Origin of the sequence: Rhizobium sp. ERR 1071, from assembly GCF_007828675.1 — a bacterium.
Lineage (GTDB): Bacteria > Pseudomonadota > Alphaproteobacteria > Rhizobiales > Rhizobiaceae > Rhizobium > Rhizobium dioscoreae.
In genome coordinates this window covers 110,515-130,847 of sequence record NZ_VITM01000008.1, presented here as the reverse complement: position 1 = coordinate 130,847, position 20,333 = coordinate 110,515, and the positions used below count along the sequence as shown (strand labels likewise).

The following is a 20,333-nucleotide window of genomic DNA, read 5'->3' as shown; positions in this document are numbered from 1 at the left end:
AGCAAGATTGGTAGTCTCAAGAATGGACGTAGGCGAAAAAGCTAAGCCGGCTTCACCTCCGCCTTACCGCTATGCATGAGAATTCCCGCCAGCGCCAGAACCGGCGGCAGCAGGAAACAAGCCATGCCGACGATCAGGAAAAGCGCCGCCGCCAGCGCGCAGCCGAAGGCAAAGCCGCCGACGGCCGCTCCCATGCGGCGAAGCCGCGCCTGCATCGCCGCCTTTTCTTCTGGCTTGGCACCATGGAGCAGATCGGCGATGTCGATCATGATCTGCGTCGTCGTGCCCGTCATCATGGTCGTCGGTGGTGTCGAGCCGAGGTGAATGCGATGCGCCGTCGTCTGGATGGCCATGGCCGCGACAAGGGTCATGCCCGTCAGAAGCGGCTGCCAGCCGTCTCCATCGCCAAACGGACCGAAGCGCAAAGCGAGGATCGCCGCGAACGCTAATAGCAGCAATTTCAGCGAGAGGATGATCTGCAGCGTCGGCAGATTGCGCCGCGAGAGATCGCCGCCAAGGAGACGGGCGAGAATGACGACGACGCAGAAAACCGGCAACGCCAGAAGCTTGGCCAGCGCGCCCGACGTTCCAAGCGCCAGGGAAGCACCGAGCGTGACGAAATTGCCCGTGACATGCGCCGTGAACAGGCCATGCAGGGCAAGAAACCCCGCGGTATCGACATAGCCGCCATTGATGCTCAGAAGGGTGGGCAGGCTCGGCTTCATTGCTTTCTCGCTCGCTTCGATCGTCTCCGACCTTATCGCGCCGAATGACCTCCGATGTCGAGACGTTTGCGCGCTGGAGAAGCGAAGCATCGCCGTGCGGCGCCGGTCGGTCCGGATATAAGCCTATCGTTCCCTCTAAAATCTCCGGATGCTCTCAGCGATCAACGCCACGGGCATGGTTGATCGTTCGAAGTTGGCGCTCGGCGATAATCTCTTCTGCCCTATCTATAGCGACGACACGTTGGACCATGCGCAATTGGCCCAGGATGGCCTTGAAGTCCGTCTGCTGAGACTTTGAGACCATCTTGGCAGCATCAGCTTCATTGCGCAAAATGACACCGGGTCCGAAGCGAGCATCAAGTGCCTTGCTAACGAGAGAAAATTCCTGACGGACATCTGCCGACAACGACCGGACCAATCGTGCCAGTTCGCGCGGCTTCTTCTCCGTCTCGGACGAAATGTGTCGCAGCGCTGTCTGAGCGGTTCTCGTCAACGCCGGAATAGGTATTGCCATCCGTTCCCGCTCTATCATGACCGCCGCTTTTTCGTCCTCAAAAGCGCTCAAGTAAACTCGCCCCAGAGAGCGTACATTAGCACCAACTGGTTCAACCGCCCGCAGAGCTTCCCTACGCTCGCGACCACCAGCAAGCAGCCTATCCATCATTCTGCCGCTACCGCGCAAAGGGCCATAGGCAGTTGGCTCTGTGGTGACGGCACGCGCAATACGCTCAGGGTCGATCTGCTTTTGCACCAGATCTTCGATCATCGCCACGGCGGCTGCGGGATCGCGCCAGATCACGGACCCCGTCGCGGTGAGTGCTGCTCTCGCCTGTTTGTAATGCTCAGTCTCGATTACGCGTGTTCGAGCCTCCTCATCGAGGCTTACATTGAATTTCGTGACCGCCGGCAACATCGCAGGCGATGCGAGTTGGGCGAGACGCGCCTCTTCTGCAAACGATCGGGTTAGGGAGTTCACCGCGGGTAATAGATCGGAAGCATCCGCCGTTGGAACGAGCAAGGCGTCTTTGTCGTGTGTTGCGTGAATAGCAGCATTTCGCCCTGAAGTTTCGACTGCGACCCCGAAGGGCACGTTCGGCCGTTGCCAGAGCCGCGCCACATGATCACCCTGGGCAATGAGCCAATTGGATAGACGCTCAACCCGTGCGGTGACTGCGTGACTATGGTCCGCGATGATGTCGATGCCGCGCCGCTTTGCGAAATCGAAAGCCACGGATTGATAAGACGGCTCATTTTGGAAATCGAGCGTTGTGGTCTTTTCGCCGGGGCGCGACAGCCGTTCAATCAGTTGCGCAAAGAACGTTGGTCGGTGATTGTCTGCGGCAGGTTGCTCCGTCCGAGCCTCGGGCTTGCCAATGGGATAGGCCGTCCAAATATTGCGTTCGACAACACGATCCTCAAAGTGCCTCGCACCCGTTTCCTCATCAACAACAGGCGCTTTAACGGTAACTTTTTCAGTCCCCTCCTTGCGCATGGTCACAGTATCCCCGACCCCGACGCCGGCCTCCTCAAGCGCCTTGGGCAGATTGACGCCCCAAAGGCGATGCGTGGTTCCATCGTTCGTTCTGACGTCAACATAAGGAGAAGGACCGGAGTCGTCCTGCTTGTGAAACTTCGCAAGTCCGATTTCAACAAGCTCGCCGGTAATGCCAGCCGCATGCTCGACGCGCGCCGTCTTGGCCCGTTCGAACCTTGGCTGAAAATCTTCCCCTGCCGCATAAAGATCGACACGCTCGCGGTGACGCGTCATGGCAACATATGTCAGGTGCCGGTCCATCATGCCGGTTGCCAGCACGAAAGTGCGGTCGAAGGTCGATCCTTGGGTCTTGTGAATCGTTGCGGCATAGCCATGGTCGACATTGCGATAAGTGTCTTCGGAGAACATGACATCGCGACCACTGTCCAACCGAACGAAAAGGAATGGTAGCCCGCCTCGACCCGCTGTCGATATGACCGTTCCAAACATGCCGTTCTTGACGTGCTGAACAGTTAAGTGAGGGGCTTTCGGTTCGACGAAACGTGCATTTTCGAGGAAGATGATCCGGTCTCCCTTACTAAACTCACGTATGCCGCGCTCTGTACGAAACGACCTGCCTTCCCCAAGCGCATCCTGTTGCAACATGACCGCACGGATCGCGTCGTTGAGGCGTCTCACATCGCTGTTAGGGTGGGCGAGAACCATCAACTCGTCGCCACGCAATTTACGACCTTCGGCCTCCACCTTGGCAATGGCATCAAGGCGGGCGCTGACCCAGTCGGAGACGATGCGTTGAACCGCATCATTGCGCGTGTCACTTTCAAGGAGATGGCCATGGGCGCTATAGGCACTCAAGGCTTCCTCGACATTTCCACGGGCAAATAGACGAGACGCCTCTCGCGCCCATTCGTGTCTCTGGCGGCGAACGCCGACCAATTCGGCAAAGCCGATGCGCTCGACGACGGCACGGAAGGCAGCCCCCGCCTGGATCGGCTGAAGTTGCATCGCGTCGCCGACAAGAACCGCTTTCGCGCCGGCATCCTCGACGCGTTTGAGGAGACGTGCCATCTGTTGCGACGATACCATGCCAGCTTCGTCTAGGACCAAGACGTCGCCCTTCTGAAGTAGGTCATGATCGTTTTTCCAGGCAAGCTCCCAAGCGGCAATCGTACGCGAACGAATCCCGGAACTGCCAGTCAATGCCTCCGCCGCCTTGCCGGCGAGCGCTGCTCCGAGGACGCGCCTGCCGTCTCGTTCCCAGGCGAGACGTGCCACACTCAGCAATGTCGATTTGCCAGCGCCCGCAATCCCGACGACCGCGGCAATGCCGCTATCGGCCGTGATATGCCGAACCGCATCGAGCTGCTCAGCGTCAAGGCGGATGACCCTGTCGGGAGCCGCCTCAATCTCACCTATGGCGGCATCAACTTGGGATGACGATACCGCGAAACCACCCATGTTCGAGAGATTGAATGCCGACCGCGCCATGTGGAATTCGGTTCTGATCGTCGCGCGCGTCGTGAAGACCGCCGGCAGCTCGACCCCACCAGTTTCCGCACTCACCTGCTGCGGCCGCAGCATTACCAAATCGTCCGACGCCATCAGTTTCGCGCGGATATTGGCAAAGACGATTGGATCATCAACGTGGCGGTGCAGGGCACGGGCGATCTCGGCTTCACCAAAAGTCGAGCGCTCATTGCTGAGTTGCCTAAGCAGTAGACCGGGGTCGGCAGCAAGGCGATCCGCCGTCTCGTAACGCCGCGCCAACGCCGCCGGGGCGAAATAGACATTGGCACCCTTGCGTAGAAGCGTCGTGCGGGCAGGACCGAGATGACGCTGCCCCATTCCTCGCAATCCCTGCTCCTCATAGGAGCGGCCGTCTATGCGAATATCGTGACCGGCAAGTGCCAGATGGCGCGTTACCGTTTGAGCCCAGGCAAGCTTCCACTCCTCCATCGTTTCCTTGTTGCCTGCCCACGGACGGTAAATGATTGCTCCTTTCGGCCTATCGGGGCTTTTGAGGCGCAGCGGCTCGCCCGTGTCGTCGACGATAGCGACGTGCTTCGGCCCAAACCCTTCCGCGGTCAGTGGACGCAGCGTGGTCATGACGTGGACGTGCGGATTGCCCTTCTTGTCGTGATAGACCCAGTCTGCAACCATTCCGCGCAACAAAAGATTCTCGCGAACGAAATCGCGCACCAGCGCGATATTCTCAGTCCTGCCGAGCTCGTTTGGAAGCGCAAGGATAATCTCGCGGGCTAACCGCGCATCACACCGGGTCTCGAAGCAATCGACGGCATTCCAGAGCGCTTCGCTGGCGCCGGCAACCGATCGTCCGTCGATTAAAGTTCGCAACCATGCCGGTGTATCATCAGGCAGAGCGAGTTCCTCATGGATGAGTTCGTCCGCCCTCGCGGAGTAGCGGAACTTAGTCCCTACCTGCTCATCCTTCATCTTGGTACGATGACGATATGCGGCAGCCGAGATAATATTTTGCCCCGCTCCACGGCTGATTATTTTCGCTCTCAAAAACATAATAGCCATATTTGACTCTATCTTTTCTGGCACATCGGTAGCGCATAGATATCGAGAGACCTGGCAAAAAGGCCTCTAAGAGGCCGATTTTTTAGGATGAATTCCACTTTCCTATACTATTTCAGCCGATTTGACTACAGCGTTTAATGCAGTATAAAAGATGCTATCAGAATTGATCCCGATGAAAGAAAGGACGGGCATGCGTTCAAGAACCACGACTTCCGAGATCGACAGGCAGATCGAGCTGCTCAGAGAGAAGCGCAAGAACATGGTCGCCAGGGCCAATGAACGTTTCGCTAGCGCGGCACGGAGGGCCGGTCTCGCGGAACTGGACATTTCCGACGCCGAGCTCAATGAGGTTCTCGCCGAAATCACAGAGCGATTTCGCGACGGCGAAAAAAGGAAAACGGGCGCATCCACTTAAGAGGCTAGATCAGCGGATTATGCTTCTCGAACGCAGGCAGGAGCGCGACATGATAAAAGATCGCAAGCGCGAAACGCGCGAAAGGATGATCTTCGGCGGATTGATCATCAAGGCTGGCTTGAGGAAAGCCGATCGCGCATTCTTGCTCGGCGCTCTGATCGAGGCGAGCCGGATCCCGCAAGATACCGCGCAATACCGTCATCTACACAAGATTGGTATGGAAGCGTTCCGCGCCGATGCACGCATGACGAATTCGGAAAGCAAGGACCTAGCATGACGATAAAGTGAGGTGGCGCGCAAATCTTACTCCGCGCGTTCGGCCTCGAGAGCGGCAATCTCGTCGGAGATTTCCGCGATGCGTTGACGGAGCTCCGCCTCGGTACCGTCGTCCACCTCGCCTTCGCCAAAACAATAGCGGGCAATGTGCAGCTCAAGCTTGGCTTCAAGCTGCTCGCGCTGTGTGCGCAGATGTTTGAGATAGCTGTTTCGCATTGCGAATACGCTTTCAAAGAAATGAAGTCACTCCCAATAAATAGGTTCGAAATCAGAAAGTTTCGATAGACGTCCCATCACCCACCTGAAACTCTTGTCACGAAATGCCGCAATGCCGCCGTTTCACACTTGTTTCAAAGTGACCGACCGGTCATCACATTCATGCGACTGCGGCTGAAATGATCCCGAGGGCAAATATTAGGCGCTGACATCAGCTTCAAATTCGGGCTAATTCAGGCGGAGTGTTCGAGGTATGTTGTGTTGAACGAAAAAATTGCCGTCATTGGCCTCGGTTATGTTGGCCTACCTGTCGCGATTGCGCTTGCCGAAAAATTCCATGATGTGGTCGGCTTCGACATCAAAGCCTCTCGCGTCACTGCGCTGCAGGCGGGCAAGGACGATACCCGGGAGATTTCTTCTGAACGGCTTCGGTCGAGCGGACTGCACATCAGCAGCGAGATCGAGGATCTCAAGGATCGCGATATCTTCATCGTTGCCGTGCCGACGCCGATCGATCGGAACCGCCAGCCCGACCTGCGGCCCATGATTTCCGCCTCGCGCACCGTCGGCAAAGTCCTGCGCAAGGGTTCGATCGTTGTCTATGAATCGACCGTCTATCCCGGCGTTACCGAAGAGGTCTGCGGCCCGGTGCTGGCGGAAGTTTCCGGGCTGCGCCAGGGCGAGGATTTCCATGTCGGCTATTCGCCGGAACGAATCAACCCTGGCGACAAGGAACACACCTTTGAGCGCATCGTGAAGGTCGTCGCCGGCGATGATGCGGAAACCTTGGAAAAGATCGCCGCCATCTATGGTGCCGTGGTCGAGGCGGGCATTCATCGCGCCCCGAGTATTAAGGTGGCCGAGGCCGCCAAGGTGATCGAAAACACCCAGCGCGACGTCAACATCGCACTGATGAACGAGCTTTCGATCATTTTCGAGAAAATGGATATCCGCACCGCCGATGTTTTAAAGGCGGCACGGACGAAATGGAACTTCCTGCCCTTTACTCCCGGCCTGGTCGGCGGCCACTGCATCGGCGTCGACCCCTATTATCTGACTGCCAAGGCAGAAGAGCTCGGCTATCATCCCGAAGTCATCCTCTCCGGCCGCCGCATTAATGACGGAATGGGCGCCTTCATTGCCCAGAAGCTCATCAAGATGCTGGTTGCGGCGAAAAAGCCGATCAATGGCGCGCGCATCGGCATATTCGGTCTGACCTTCAAGGAAAATGTGCCTGACCTGCGCAACAGCCGCGTTCCCGACATTATAAGCGAACTGCATCAGTTCGGCCTGGAGCCGCTGGTGCACGATCCGATGGCGAGCCATGCGGAAGCCGAGGAGGAATACGGCATTCGCCTGATGGAGCTGAAGGATTTCGGCAAGCTTGATGCCGTCGTGCTTGCCGTTCCCCATAAATCCTATCTGGCGGAAGGTGCAGCCACTATCCTCGATCTCTTGAGCGAGAACGGCGTCGTCGTCGACGTGAAGGCAGCTCTCGATCGGAGTAATCCTCTGCTGGAAGGTCACTCAGTCTGGAGTCTGTAAGGCTGAAACGCTAGCTCAGCGCGCCTTTATCCCCGCCGGCGACCGTTGCCGCCAACCCTTCTTCGACGGAGTAAGGCGGCGACCAGCCGGTGAGCGCCCGCGTCTCGCCAATATCGACCTGAAGCGAGCTAAGCAATCGCCGCGCGGCGGCTCGACGTCCCAGAATTGCGGCAAGTCCCTCAAGCAGCGCAGGCGGCAGCGGTAGTATCCAAGCCTTGCGCCCTGCAGCCAGAGATAGTTTGGAGATCAGCTGGCCAATCGAAAGATCTTCGCCATCGCTGACCAGGAATACACGATTACTGACGGCAGAGTGGCTGGCGCAGAGCAGCATGAAATCGACGAGATTGCCGATATAAACGAGCGACCTGCGGTTTCGAACCGCCCCAAACGGCCAGGGAAACGGCCGCGCAGCCCACCTCATCAAGCTTGCGAAATTCGCCTTAACGCCGGGACCATAGACGAGCGGCGGCCGGATGATGACGACCTCCATGCCCGTTTCCGCTGATATCGCGAGCAAGGCCTCCTCCGCCTCCAGTTTCGAGCGGCCGTAGGCATCTTCCGGATTCGGTATATCGGAAGCCTTGAAAGGCTCCCCCTCCGCCGTCTCCTCGCCATTGACCTTGATCGAGCTCAGGAAGACGAAGCGTTTTACGCTCGCGGCCGCGGCTTGTCGCGCCAGGTTGACGGTCGCATCGACATTGACGGCTCGGAACGCAGCCAAGGGATCGGCGGCGCTCTCGTTCATGACATGGACGCGGGCCGCCAGATGCATGACGACATCGACGCCGGCAAGCGCATCGGTCCAATCCGTATCGCGATCCATCGTCCCGATGGCGACGAAGCCTGGGCGGAAGTTGCGGCTGACCGGCCGATACTCCATTCGCCGGCGGGAAAGCTCCGTGCACAGAGCTTGTCCGACAAAACCCGTCGCACCCGTCACCAGGATCATCCGCCAGCTGCCTCCACTTTTCCGCACCATGATTAATTGGGACATGCTTTGCACGGGATGTCTGCTTAGAACAAGGGCGGGGAATCTTGCCGGGACTGGTTGTGCTTGAAATCGCGATATGAGATGGACGGAACACTGACGACCTTGATCACCCTCAGAACAGAGGGTGATGCAACGACAAGAGACGATGTTTTATACGATCGCCAAGCGCCTTTTCGATTTTCTCGCCGCTCTAGCCGCGACCATCGTTTTTTTCATCCCGATCCTGATCGTCGCACTTGCAGTGCGTCTGACCTCACCTGGTCCGATCCTCTATTGGTCGGATCGGGTCGGCCGGAAAAATAAGATCTTCCGCATGCCGAAATTTCGAAGCATGCGTACGGATACGCCGGCGGTTGCGACCCATCTGTTGAAGGACCCCAAGATCTATCTGACGCCGATCGGCTCCTTCCTGCGCAAGTCGAGCCTCGACGAGTTGCCGCAGCTTTGGTGCATCCTGAGAGGCGAGATGAGCATCGTCGGCCCGCGCCCGGCGCTATTCAACCAGCACGATCTCGTCGCACTGCGCACGGAACGTGGCGTCGACGCTTTGCTACCGGGCTTGACCGGTTGGGCGCAGGTCAACGGCCGCGACGAGCTGCCGATCCCCGAGAAGGTGGCGCTGGACGAGGACTATCTGCACCGACGCTCCTTTCTTTTCGATCTGAAGATCATTTTCCTGACGGTATTGAAAGTGGTCCGGCGCGACGGAGTTGCTCATTGACAAACAATCAGCGAAATCGGCATCAGTGACACAACGGCGCGGGAAAATTGCCGTATTCCTGCCCCTTTGCGACCATACGGCCCGTAACGGGGCGAGGAATGCCGGATGGTGAACCGATTCTGGACAAAGGCGGATGACGACATTGGACGACTCGCGCATCAACAAACCGCATGCTGATCTTGCAGCCGAACCGATCGGCGTCACGAAGGCAGGAAGCAACATGACGAAGCCGCTCGCCATCATCGGCGGCATTCTCTGGCTGCTTGTCGCTTCGCCGACCGTCGTCGAGAGCGACGCCTACCGGTATGCCACCGCGCTCCTCTCTCTGATCGCCCTCTACTACTATATGAAGGCGCCGATACGGCCGCGCACCGATTGGATCGGCTGGCTCTGCATGGGCTGGGCCTTCTATGTCATGGCGCGTTTCTTCATCACCTTCTGGCTGACGCCGCAGCACGATATCGGCGCTTCGGATTGGCTCTATGCCTTCCCCTTCTTCTTCCCCATCATGGGCGTCGCCTTCCTGCTCTACGAAGAGCTGATGGAAAAGATCGTCGCGGCCTATTTCGCCGTGGTCCTCATCATGCTGGTCGCCACTCAGCATCTGCGCGAGGTCTTTGCCGGCGAAACCATCCGGCCGTTGATCATGAACAACCAGATCCACGGCGCCGTTGCCTGCGGCATGATCGTGATCTTCACCCTGTTCTGGCTGTTGCATTACCTAACGGACAAATCCATTGACCGCCGGATCGCCCGCTTCGCCTATATCGCTTCGCCCTTCATCGTCGCGCTCTGTTTCATCGCCATCTACGGCGCTAAATCGAAAGGCGTCTGGCTGGCACTCGGCATAACACTGCCTGTCCTGGCGCTAGTTACGCTCACCTATTTGCGCCTGAAGAGCGGCGTCGTCATCATCATCGCTGTCGCAGCCCTGTTGATCGCCGGTATCTATGGCGTCAGGCACAATCTCGACAAGACGGCTGGTCCGACTTTGTCGGCAGCCATTTCCATGGTCGAAAATGTGGCTAATGGGCATGAGATGGGCGGCGTGGTTTCAAACGCCATCAGCTCCAGCAATACACCGGTGTCGATGGACGAACGCCTGCAGCTCTGGTCGAACAGCTGGGAAGTCTTTTCCTCGGCACCGATCTTTGGCTGGGGTAACCGGTGGCTCGAACGCTGGGCCGAGACGCGCTACTCGCATGTCCAGTACACGCTGCTGCACAACGGCTATCTGGAAATCCTAGTGCGCTACGGCCTGTTCGGTGCGGCAATCATGGGCTTCATGCTCGCCATCTTCATCCGCGCCGTCTGGCGCGCCCGCAAGGCCGGCATTATTCCGCGCGCCGCATGGCACGCCTATATCGCCTGCCTCTTCTTCTTCTCGCTAACCCTGCTCAGCAACTCCAACAATCGCCTGGCGATCGGCGAAAGCCTCGCCTTCGCAAGCTCCGCCTTCGCCTGCTGGTGTCACATGCGGCTGAAGGGGGAGTACTTGGAGGCAGCGAAGCCTGCGCCGTGAGCCGCGGCAGCCGCCATCTAAGCAATCACATATATCATTGAGAGCTAAACATTAAGGCCCCGGAGGTCTCATTGAGCCACCAAGAAGATAAGACCGACCACGATCTCACCCGAAACGATGCACCAAAACTTGAGTTGCGCAAATGGCGGGCGTCTGATTTTCTTGAATCGTCACAATGGCTAAGATAGCTTTCATAGTTACCGAGGACTGGTTTTTTGCCTCGCATTTCCTCCCCATGGCACGAGAGGCGGTGGCGCTCGGTTTCGAAGTGGTCGTTATGACGCGGGTTTGCCGCCACGCCGCGGCAATCGAAGCGACCGGTGCGAGGGTCATTACCATCGACCTTCACCGCCGCAGCCTTAACCCTTTGGCCGCACTCGCGGTGATTAGACGGCTAATCCATATTTTGAACACGGAACGCCCGTCACTTGTGCATTGCATCTCTTTGAAACCAATTCTGCTGGGTGGAATGGCCGCTGCCGCATCGGGAATCAAAAAGCGCATATTTGCGATCACGGGGTGGGGTTATCTTGGTGTGCGGCAGAATATCATCAGTAAAACCGTTCGAGCTGCGATCCGTTTGCTCATTATGAGGTTGTTACGTTCGTCGGAAACAACGTTTCTATTCGAAAACGACGACGATCCAGCGGTTTTGGGACTTGATGCACACGACGACGCAGTGGAAATAGTTGGAGGAGCCGGCATCGATCCGGATGATTATCCGGTCCAGCCGCTTCCCGAGGTCAAACCACTTCGCATCGCAGTTGTCGCCCGGATGCTATGGTCAAAGGGCGTGGACACGGCGGTAGAGGCCGTTCAGCGCGCGCGCGCCAATGGCGTGGATGTGGAGTTGTCCTTATTTGGCAATCCGGATTTGGCTAATCCAAAAGCGATCACTGAGGCAAAACTCCGTGAATGGTCGATGGAGCCCGGCATAACCTGGCGTGGCGCAACGTCGGATATCTTGAGTGTTTGGCGCGAGCATCACATCGCTTGCCTTCCATCTCGAGGTGGAGAAGGCTTGCCGCGCACATTGCTGGAATCAGCCGCATGTGGTCGTCTGTCTCTGACAACGAATATTCCTGGCTGTCGACATTTTGTGCGCCACGGGATAGACGGCTATGTTTTGCCGGTTGCGGATTCAGTTGCTTTCGCCGCCGCGATAGCTGAGTTAGCCGCACGTCCGGAGCAGATAGGCTTGATGGGCTTGAGCGCGGCTGAACGCGTTCGGGAAGGGTATACGACGGCGAAAGTCGCCTCCGCAGTCGGCCGTCTTTACCTAACAATGGTACAACCGGCCTGGCGGGGCAATCCGGGCGAATAAATAAGCATGCCTTTGATGAGACCGCTCAAAGGCACGTCACCCATTTCTATGCAAGACGGAAAAATTTTAAAGCAATCCCACCTGATGCAAATCTGTTTTGACACCGTCCGCAACGGTGTGAGCAGAGGAAATTGTTGGTCACTTGCCATGGCATTGAAGGGAAATCCAGGCCAGCGAAAGCAAATTCTCTTGGCAAACCTGGCTCGATACTTTATGGGCGCCTCACATACCTACAAGAAGTCATAGAACGGCGAAGGCGATAAACCATTTCCGAGCGCGTAAGAGTTGCACACGTCATTACCGGTCTTAACGTCGGAGGGGCCGAACGCCTGATGCAGACGCTGATCGCAAAAAGCGACCGCAGCCGCTTCAAGCATAACGTCGTCAGCCTAACGTCGATCGGTGCATTGGGGCAGCAACTCCTGGACGCAGACGTGCCGGTCTCCAATCTGGGGCTTCCATCGATGAGAACGGCAGTCAATCGATTGAGTGCTGTACGCCGTGTCCTAAGCGATGCCGACGTTATTCATACGTGGATGTATCATGCTAATCTCATCGGCGGCGCTCTAAAGCCACGCGGCCGGCCACTCTTGTGGTCACTCCATGCCACTGAATTGGAGGCTCAGTACACCAAAGTAGCGACGCGTATGATGGTTACCCTTGGACAGTGGCTTTCTAGGTCCCTGCCTCAAGAAACAGTCTACTGCTCGCCATCGTCAAAGGCTTATCATGCTCACATTGGCTATGACATGTCGCGTGCAGTGATAATCAACAACGGAATCGATACCGCGCGGTTTCAATCCTCTGCCAGCGACAGGCAGCGTTTGCGCGCTGCCTGGAATCTTGATGGCAAAATCGTCATCGGTAACGTAGCACGCTGGCATCCGCAAAAAGATCACGCCACCCTACTGGAAGCGTTCGCTCAAGCGCAACGAGGAAACAATGCCCTCCACCTCGTGCTCGTCGGAGACGGCTTGACGGCTGAAAATGTCCAGCTTGTGGCTTTGATCCGCAAGCTGAACATCGAAGCACATGTGTCTCTGGTCGGACTGATGCGAGATATACCCGCCGTACTCTCGGCTTTGGACATATTTATTATGTCATCGGCATTCGGTGAGGCGCTTCCGCTTGCGCTTTGCGAAGCGATGGCATGTAAATTACCGGCGATCGTCACCAACGTCGGCGAATGTCCGAACGTCGTAGCAAACTGTGGTTGGGTAGTGCCGCCGGCCGAAGCAAACCAACTAGCGAAAGCAATGGAAGCAGCCTCCGGCATGCCGGAGGCGGAGCGCGCGGCCATGGGCAGCCGAGCGAGGGAACATGTTCTTGCCCAATTTGATATAGAGGACTGCACGCGGCATTATGAAGAACTCTATGTGTCGCTGCGCCGCAACGCGACTAACTAGCGCATTTGCCGAGACGCGAGGTCAGAATGATAAAAAGAATCAAAGGTTTTTTGTTTTTCCAGCCGCTAATCAGCCACCGGCAATTAGTGCTCTCGCTCAGCGTGCGCGAAATCGAGACTAAGAATGCCAACACGTATCTCGGATGGCTCTGGGGATTTCTTGGCCCTTTAATTCAGATCGCGATGTATACTTTTGTTTTTGCATTCGTCTTCAATGTTCGATGGTCGACGGATGCTCAGGCGTCTGCGGCAACTTCAGCCCTCAAAATCTTTCTTGGCATGACGATTTTTAATTTATTCGCCGAATGCATCGGGCAATCTCCGATGCTAGTGCTCAGCCGTGTGGCATTTGTCAAGAAAGTGGTCTTTCCGCTGGAAATATTGTCCTATGTCACGCTGTTTACCGCGTTGCGAAATTTTGCGATCAATCTAGTACTCTTCGTTCTGTGCTACGCGATCTTTATCGGTACTCCACATGTAACTTCGTTATTTATGTTGTTGTTGCTGGTGCCTCTGGTCCTTACGGCTCTAGGCATTATGTGGTTTGTCGCCTCACTTACGATCTTCCTGCGAGATATGCGCAACGTCGTGCCCATCGCCATAACCATCTTGATGTTCATGTCGCCTATTTTTTATCCTGCCTCGATGCTGGAAAACCGCTATGGCTGGCTGCTGGAGTTCAACTTTATCGGATGGATCGTCGAAGAGTGTCGCAAAGTCGCGTTCGACGGCGCCATGCCGAATTTTGTCCATCTCTCCCTCTTGATAGTCTTTACCTCTGCCATTGCTTCGCTGGGCTATTTCTGGTTCATGAAGACGAAGAAGGGTTTTGCCGATGTCCTCTAACGTTCTGATTCACGCACGAAACCTCAGCAAAAAATACGAAATATACGATCGGCCGGCCGATCGCCTAAAGGAAACCCTATGGCGGGGACGTAGGAAGTTCCATCGTGATTTCTGGGCCTTGCGAGACGTGAGCTTCGAGGTCGAAAAGGGTAGTGCCGTGGGAATCGTCGGCACCAATGGCTCGGGAAAATCGACCTTGCTGCAGATGATCTGCGGTACATTAGCTCCGACCAGTGGCGAACTTGGAGTTGTCGGCCGCATTTCCGCATTGCTCGAACTTGGATCCGGTTTCGATCCGGACTTTACCGGACGTGACAATATATATCTTAACGCTGCGATCATTGGCCTCTCGCGCGAAGAAATTAATGAACGATACGACGATATCGTTAACTTTTCCGGGATTGGCGACTTCGTCGATCAGAAAGTAAGCACGTATTCCAGCGGCATGCAGATGCGCCTTGCCTTCTCGGTAGCCGTTCACGTCGATCCCGAAATCCTGGTCGTGGACGAAGCGCTGGCCGTCGGTGACAACTTATTCCAGAAGCGCTGTTTCGAGCGCATTGAAGCCATGCGTGCCAAGGGAGTAACCCTACTTTTTGTCTCGCATGATCAGGAAACGGTCCGCACGCTGACCGACAAGGCGCTCCTGATCGATAATGGCAATCAAATAATGTGGGGCAACTCCAGCGAAGTCGTCCTGGAGTATCGTAAGCTTCTGCATTCAAAGGAGACGGCATCGCTCGCTCATGAGGTTGCTGTGGCACGAAGCGAAGCCAATGCGGAAGTCTCGGTCGAAAAGGACACGCAGGACGACGATAGAAAATCCGCCGCTTTTGATTTCGGCACAGGCGACGCTGAAATCCTCTCGGTTACCATCCACGATGCCGAGGGTCGGGAAGCAAACGTCTTCGCTCCCGGGGAGACGATGACCATTCGCATGCGTGCAATCGCGCGCAAAAAGTTGAAGAATCTCAACGTTGGCATCCGCATCAGAAACAAGCAAGGCATCAAAATCTATTCATGGGGAACCTTGAATCAGGATATCGCCATTTGGGCCGGGCGCAGTCGCGGGGATATCTTCTGGGACAGAGAATTCGACAAGGACGAAGAATTCTCCCTAGAATTGCAGTGTGATTGCTCGCTCGGCATCGGTTTTTATGAGGTACAATCCTATGTCTCTCTTGAGAGGGACCGTTATTTTAATGCCCAACGGATACTGAGTTGGAAGGATGAAGCAAACTTCTTTTCGGTAACGATGCCCATTCGCGAATATTTTTTTGGGGGAATTTGCGATATGCGGATGACGGCGACCCTCACGGAAACGGATCTGTCGGTACGTACGATCGCGCAGACGACATCAAATCGGGGGGATGTCGTACAAGATGCGGAGAAAAGCATAGCTTCTGCTGATGAAGGCGGGCGATGATCCCGCCGTTCTTCCATCACTATCTGATTTGGGTGGGACAGCGTGCGCGAACGCTTGGTGCGAAGCGCATATATTTTCTATCAAGAGAGGGCCTGTGGCTTAGCAGCCAGTATGAACTTCTGCGCAGTCGTGCAAAGCGGCCCGACGACTATCCCTTGGGATGTCATCTGGCAGTCAGCCGACTGTCTACCTACCTGCCAAGTTTCTCTTCTGTCGAAGATGCCAAGTCGTCATACAGGCGCGGCCAATACCGGACGTCAAGCGATACGGCCATGTTGAGCAGCTTCGGCTACGAGGGAGACGGTGATGCAGAGCAATGGCTGGAAGAGCGGCGAAAAACGCAACGGCAAGCATTGAACGTCTATCTTGACCAGAATGGCGTGACGAAAGATAACGATGCATTTGTTGCCGACATCGGATGGCGCGGCAGCATTCAGGACAATCTTGCGAGATTGCATCCAGAAATGGCATGGCACGGTTTGTATTTTCATCTGCAGCCCTTCATCGTTGATCAGGCGGCAAATATATCGAAAGAAGAGTTCGTACTGCCGGCCGAAAATCGCAACAAAAAACTGCTGCGCCGATTACGTTTTACCGCGCCGCTCGAGTTTTTACTTGCACACCATGGCGGAGCTGTACTTGGCTACTACCTCGCTGGCGGCAGCGCGACTCCGGAAATAGAGCAAGGCAACGACCTTTTCGATTCAGGAATATGGGAAGGACTGCTGCAATTGCGCGCCGAGATGGAGCTGGCTGCTGTTAATTTCAGTCTCGACGACACGGCCGACCGCGGTGTGGCGTTAAACGCAGCTCTGACATTGCTAGAAAGGCCGAGCAGCAAAGTGTATGAACTCTATTTTGCGACCCGGCGAGACGAGCGTTTCGGGTCAGGTGATTTTCTCGATATAGAGAAAATATCGACCGCCGAGCTGATGCTCTCGATATTCAGTAGCGAGACGCGCCGCTCAGTTGCCAGAAGACTTGCTCTATCCGGCTGGCCGTGGGCCATGCTCCGACGAGACACCCCAGTTTTCGCGTCGCTGCTTCGGCATGCCTTGCTAAGGCTGGATCTCTCGTTAGGTAAGCCGAGGCAACATACCTAGACTTGCAATAACTACAAGCTACAGTCACAGACATTGAACCGAATAGTAGAGAGATAAATGCGGATTTGCCAAGTTAGTAAGGCCGATGCGTTCGGAGGCGGTGCAAGCAGGGTCGCTGGAGAGCTCTGTGAACTGTTGCTTGAAGAGGGCTATTCATCTCAACACTGGGTCAGTTGGACCGGCAAAGGTTATGACGATCACAGGCGCCCACTATACGGAAGCTTGGAGCGCTATATCCGCAAGGCGCATAACTCCACGAAAGCTCTGCTATCGTTACCGGAAGCCATCCCCTACGAACTTCCGATTTTCTATCGGAATGGACGGATCGATCAGTTCGACCTGTTTCATTTCCACGATCTTTCTTCAGCAATTTCGTCACTTACGCTGCAAACCATATCGCAGAAGCGGCCGGTTGTCTGGACGATGCACGATTGCTCGCCCGTGACAGGTGGCTGTCTATATCCCATGGAGTGTGAGCGTTATAAAATCGGTTGCGGCTCTTGCCCTCAGATCGGTGAGTGGCCAATCGATACGCGTTTCGATTTCACATATTTTCTTCGCGGATTGAAGGCGCGTCTTCACGCTACCGAACGCGTGACGATGGTCACGCCATCACAGTGGATGGCCGATTTTGCGATGTCGAGCGGTCTTCTCCATGAGAAGCCAGTGGTGATCCCGAACGGCGTTGACACCGATCGATTCCATCCGGTTGATCGAACAGCGATCCGTCTGAAACACGCAATTCCCGATGATCGACCGATCGTATTGTTGACTGCCGGCCACATCAAAGATCCACGCAAGGGTGTTCAACATGCCTTGAATGCAATGCGCCATTTCGACGAAGAGGTTCGGCCGCGGCTGATGCTCGTTGGAGTGATCGACGACGATGCCCGCAAGATGCTCGAAGGTTTTGCCATATTTGAAACAGGTTATATCTCAAACCCAGACAAATTGGCTGAAATCTATGCAGCGAGTGATCTTCTATTGTTCTGCTCTCTGGCTGAAAATATGCCTCTGACAATTCTCGAGGCAATGGCGTGTGGCGTGCCCTTCGTCGGGTTCGGCGTTGGTGGTATCCCCGAGATGATAGTGCAGAACGAGACGGGAATTGCGGTTCCGGCCTTGGATATAGCCGCACTGGCAGAGGCGTTGAATACTGCCCTAGTGCCCAGTATCCTAGCTCGCTGGAGCTTGGCGGCAAGACAGCGGGCGGAAACCGTTTATTCGCACAGAAAATTTATCACTGCTCATGTTCAACTTTACGAACGACTGATAGAGGCCCGGCTACGTGAAAAAACGGGCCAGATTAAATATGCTTAAGCGCTTTAAAGATTTTAATAAGCTCTCGGTCGAAATTCGGCGTCGTCATGAGAATGACCGCACATTGCTATTTTCATTTGACGTCTTCGACACCCTCATCCACCGGCGCGCAGCGCCGAATGCTCTGTTAGAGGCGATTGGACGTGAGATATGCCAGGCGCTGCGCAAACGCGGGATAATAAGTTTCCCGGATTTATTTACGTCGCGATCCGATGCCTACCTCGAGGCAGCAAAAAAGCTGGTAGATCAAGGCTTGGACGTCGATGCTCATATCGACGATATGATGCTGCCCTGGGTGCGGGGCTTGGCCGGCGGCACCTTCGACGGTGACGAGGAGCTGGCTGAATATTTCATCAAGCGCGAAATCGACCTGGAGATCGATTCGATCTTCCCTAATCCGGTGATGTTGACGCTGCTCTCCGACCTCAAAGCGGATGGCGCCCGCATAATCCTCACGTCGGACATGTACCTTGGCCGGAAATATATAGAAAAGATATTATCGGCCCATGGCTTCGACGGCCTGTACGAGCAGTTGTTCGTTTCCGCCGACACCGGAAAGCTGAAGCACACCGGGCGGATGTTCCAGCACATTGTCGAAGCGACAAATGTGCCGGCCGATAAAATTATCCATACCGGTGACAATCCGATTAGTGACGGCGTCATGGCGCAGAGAGCCGGGATTCAGGCATTTGTCATACGTGACAGAGTGCTTGCAGGGCGTTACGACAGGCTGGAGTATGATTACGCAAGGCAAAAGAGCGATCGGGCCTGGAAAGGCGTCTGCGCTGCGGCCTATGCGCAGACAGCACCCGGCATAGTAGGCAGTCCGGAACAAGCCTATGGCCTCAAAGTGCTGGGCCCGATTCTTGTGCCTTTTATTCATGCGATTGCAGCGCGAAACAAGAGCTATGGCGTAGAAGCGATCTACTTCCTCGCTCGAGAAGGCCTGTTGCTAAAGCAAATCTTTGACCTAGTGGCGCCATTGGTCTATCAGGATGAGGAACTGCCAGCCACATATTATTTAGGGGTCTCGCGTCTGTCGACCTTTCTGGCGGCTATGGACGAGAACCACTATGGATTGCGCGAGATAGCATCCTCTCTCGCCAACACTGGACATTTCTCGTTGCGTAATCTCTTGCAGCCACTTCGCATCGAAGAAGATAAGCTGAAGTCGATCGCTCAATCCGTTGGCATATTCGACATTGACGCCGCGCTACCGCCGCATTTTCTGAGCTGGCCGCCTTTAGCCGCATGTTTGCGTCACGATGATTTTCGCGAAATCTTGCGGGATCGGGCAGCGAAGGGCAAAGCAGGGCTGCTTGGCTATTTGGAAAGCATGAATTTCTTCAAGTCCAATCGCGTCTCGGTTGTCGATGTCGGTTGGGGCGCCCAAATTCAGGAGAATCTGGCGGTTGCGGTGGAAGGGCACGGGAACCGACCGCAGATAATGGGCATGTATCTCGGCTTGAACGCTGTCGCCCACGCGCGCAAGACCGGACAGAGCTGGGTCGACTGGAGCTTGTGCGATCAAGGTCATGCCGAATGGTATGGCTGGGCAGCTTTAGAATTTGTCTTTCTTTTTGAAGTTATGACGCGCGCGCCGCATGGCACTGTGATCGGCTATCGTGAGCGCGACGGCCGTTATGAACCTGAAATTAAAGCAGACGATGAACTGTCACGCCTTACTGAAATCAAGACCGATCCGGCGATCGCGAGCGTCCAGAGCGGCATCTTGGAATATGCAAGGCGTTACGTTATGGCCTCGCGGATATTCGATATCGATGCCAATGATGCAATGCCGTACGCCCGCTCGAGCGTCGCGCGCGCGGTACGCTTCCCGAACAGAGAAGAAGCCGATTGGATTTCTCGTATTAAGAACGTTTCCGATCTCGGCTCTTCCGAAATCGTTTCGCTAGCTGAAACTGGGTTACCGTTATTTCGGCCGCGCCAAATACTCCGGCTAATCGCGCGATCTTTCTGGCCTTATGCACTCGTTCGCTCACGATTCGGTAGGACAGGTCAGGCGGCTGTTTCTATTATTAAAGGTCTGCGTCTATTGCCGCCCGTACATCAGCCGTTGGTGCCTTGGATTGTTTGGCATGAACCGGCGTCGCAACGCCTTCAGTCATCTCTTCCGAAGCCTGCAATGGCAACGAATAGCCTGGAGACGTTGGGCATGGACGGTATGCAATCGATGATCGAGAAAGGGCGCCGTCAAGGAAAAATCGTTCAACTGCATGAGTTGACGGCTCCCCTGAGCGCAGGGGACATGTTGCCGCTCTATTTATCATATCGAGCGCTTCGGATCGTCGCTCGACTGAAAAAGCGACACATTCCGTCTGCTTCCTGTATCTCGCTTCGTGGTCTCATTATGAGAGAAAACCACTGGAATCGAGTTGTTAAGATCGCTCGTGCGGCTAGGAGACGATTGAATAGACCGCTCGGGATAAGGTGAATTC

16 protein-coding genes are annotated in these 20,333 nt (G+C 55.6%); 12 read left to right on the top strand and 4 right to left on the bottom strand.

The features are described from left to right. Positions 1–41: 41 nt before the first annotated feature. The gene (locus tag FBZ99_RS24320; protein WP_113331396.1) at positions 42–725 is read right to left on the bottom strand and encodes a YoaK family protein; all 684 of its coding nucleotides are present in this window, start codon (positions 723–725) and stop codon (positions 42–44) included. Positions 726–879: 154 nt separating this feature from the next. Beyond that, positions 880–4,764: a Ti-type conjugative transfer relaxase TraA gene (traA, locus tag FBZ99_RS24315; protein ID WP_145635447.1), complete on the bottom strand. Its 3,885-nt coding sequence runs from the start codon at positions 4,762–4,764 to the stop codon at positions 880–882. 190 nt (positions 4,765–4,954) lie between these two features. Here traA and FBZ99_RS24310 point away from each other — a divergent pair, with 190 nt between their 5' ends. Next, the gene (locus tag FBZ99_RS24310; RefSeq protein ID WP_145635444.1) at positions 4,955–5,179 is read left to right on the top strand and encodes a TraC family protein; all 225 of its coding nucleotides are present in this window, start codon (positions 4,955–4,957) and stop codon (positions 5,177–5,179) included. A gap of 49 nt (positions 5,180–5,228) precedes the next feature. Beyond that, positions 5,229–5,456, top strand: a complete 228-nt coding sequence (locus FBZ99_RS24305) for a conjugal transfer protein TraD (protein ID WP_113389814.1) — start codon at positions 5,229–5,231, stop codon at positions 5,454–5,456. Positions 5,457–5,482: 26 nt separating this feature from the next. On the opposite strand, the gene FBZ99_RS24300 is transcribed toward FBZ99_RS24305, so the two are convergent. Continuing rightward, complete coding sequence (locus tag FBZ99_RS24300) at positions 5,483–5,671, bottom strand: hypothetical protein (protein WP_113352752.1); 189 nt, start codon at positions 5,669–5,671, stop codon at positions 5,483–5,485. Between the two features lie 258 nt (positions 5,672–5,929). Here FBZ99_RS24300 and FBZ99_RS24295 point away from each other — a divergent pair, with 258 nt between their 5' ends. After that, the gene (locus FBZ99_RS24295; protein ID WP_113352753.1) at positions 5,930–7,216 is read left to right on the top strand and encodes a nucleotide sugar dehydrogenase; all 1,287 of its coding nucleotides are present in this window, start codon (positions 5,930–5,932) and stop codon (positions 7,214–7,216) included. A 10-nt stretch (positions 7,217–7,226) separates the two neighbouring features. Here FBZ99_RS24295 and FBZ99_RS24290 read toward each other — a convergent pair whose 3' ends face one another. Then, positions 7,227–8,165 (bottom strand): UDP-glucose 4-epimerase family protein, encoded by a 939-nt coding sequence (locus FBZ99_RS24290; RefSeq protein WP_113389760.1) that lies wholly within the window; start codon positions 8,163–8,165, stop codon positions 7,227–7,229. A gap of 187 nt (positions 8,166–8,352) precedes the next feature. Here FBZ99_RS24290 and FBZ99_RS24285 point away from each other — a divergent pair, with 187 nt between their 5' ends. The 9 genes from FBZ99_RS24285 (at position 8,353) to FBZ99_RS24245 (ending at position 20,329) form a co-directional block, all read left to right on the top strand. After that, on the top strand, positions 8,353–8,928 hold the full coding sequence (locus FBZ99_RS24285; RefSeq protein ID WP_113352755.1) for a sugar transferase: 576 nt from the start codon (positions 8,353–8,355) through the stop codon (positions 8,926–8,928). A 133-nt stretch (positions 8,929–9,061) separates the two neighbouring features. After that, complete coding sequence (locus FBZ99_RS24280) at positions 9,062–10,450, top strand: O-antigen ligase family protein (RefSeq protein WP_145635442.1); 1,389 nt, start codon at positions 9,062–9,064, stop codon at positions 10,448–10,450. Positions 10,451–10,625: 175 nt separating this feature from the next. After that, on the top strand, positions 10,626–11,774 hold the full coding sequence (locus tag FBZ99_RS24275; RefSeq protein ID WP_145635440.1) for a glycosyltransferase: 1,149 nt from the start codon (positions 10,626–10,628) through the stop codon (positions 11,772–11,774). Positions 11,775–12,040: 266 nt separating this feature from the next. Next, a complete protein-coding gene (locus FBZ99_RS24270) occupies positions 12,041–13,180 on the top strand; it encodes a glycosyltransferase (RefSeq protein WP_333783690.1) in 1,140 nt (379 codons plus the stop codon). Positions 13,181–13,206: 26 nt separating this feature from the next. Next, positions 13,207–14,025, top strand: coding sequence for an ABC transporter permease (locus tag FBZ99_RS24265; RefSeq protein WP_145635436.1), 819 nt, complete (start codon positions 13,207–13,209; stop codon positions 14,023–14,025). Beyond that, complete coding sequence (locus FBZ99_RS24260; protein WP_145635434.1) at positions 14,015–15,451, top strand: ABC transporter ATP-binding protein; 1,437 nt, start codon at positions 14,015–14,017, stop codon at positions 15,449–15,451. The genes FBZ99_RS24265 and FBZ99_RS24260 overlap by 11 nt, the downstream gene beginning before the upstream one ends. Continuing rightward, positions 15,448–16,554 carry a hypothetical protein gene (locus FBZ99_RS24255; RefSeq protein ID WP_145635432.1) on the top strand — a complete coding sequence of 369 codons (1,107 nt, stop codon included), beginning with the start codon at positions 15,448–15,450 and terminating at the stop codon, positions 16,552–16,554. The genes FBZ99_RS24260 and FBZ99_RS24255 overlap by 4 nt, the downstream gene beginning before the upstream one ends. Before the next feature lie 57 nt (positions 16,555–16,611). Next, positions 16,612–17,874: a glycosyltransferase gene (locus tag FBZ99_RS24250; RefSeq protein ID WP_145635429.1), complete on the top strand. Its 1,263-nt coding sequence runs from the start codon at positions 16,612–16,614 to the stop codon at positions 17,872–17,874. Continuing rightward, positions 17,843–20,329 (top strand): HAD family hydrolase, encoded by a 2,487-nt coding sequence (locus tag FBZ99_RS24245; protein ID WP_145635427.1) that lies wholly within the window; start codon positions 17,843–17,845, stop codon positions 20,327–20,329. Before FBZ99_RS24250 ends, FBZ99_RS24245 begins: the two co-directional genes overlap by 32 nt. Positions 20,330–20,333: the final 4 nt, after the last annotated feature.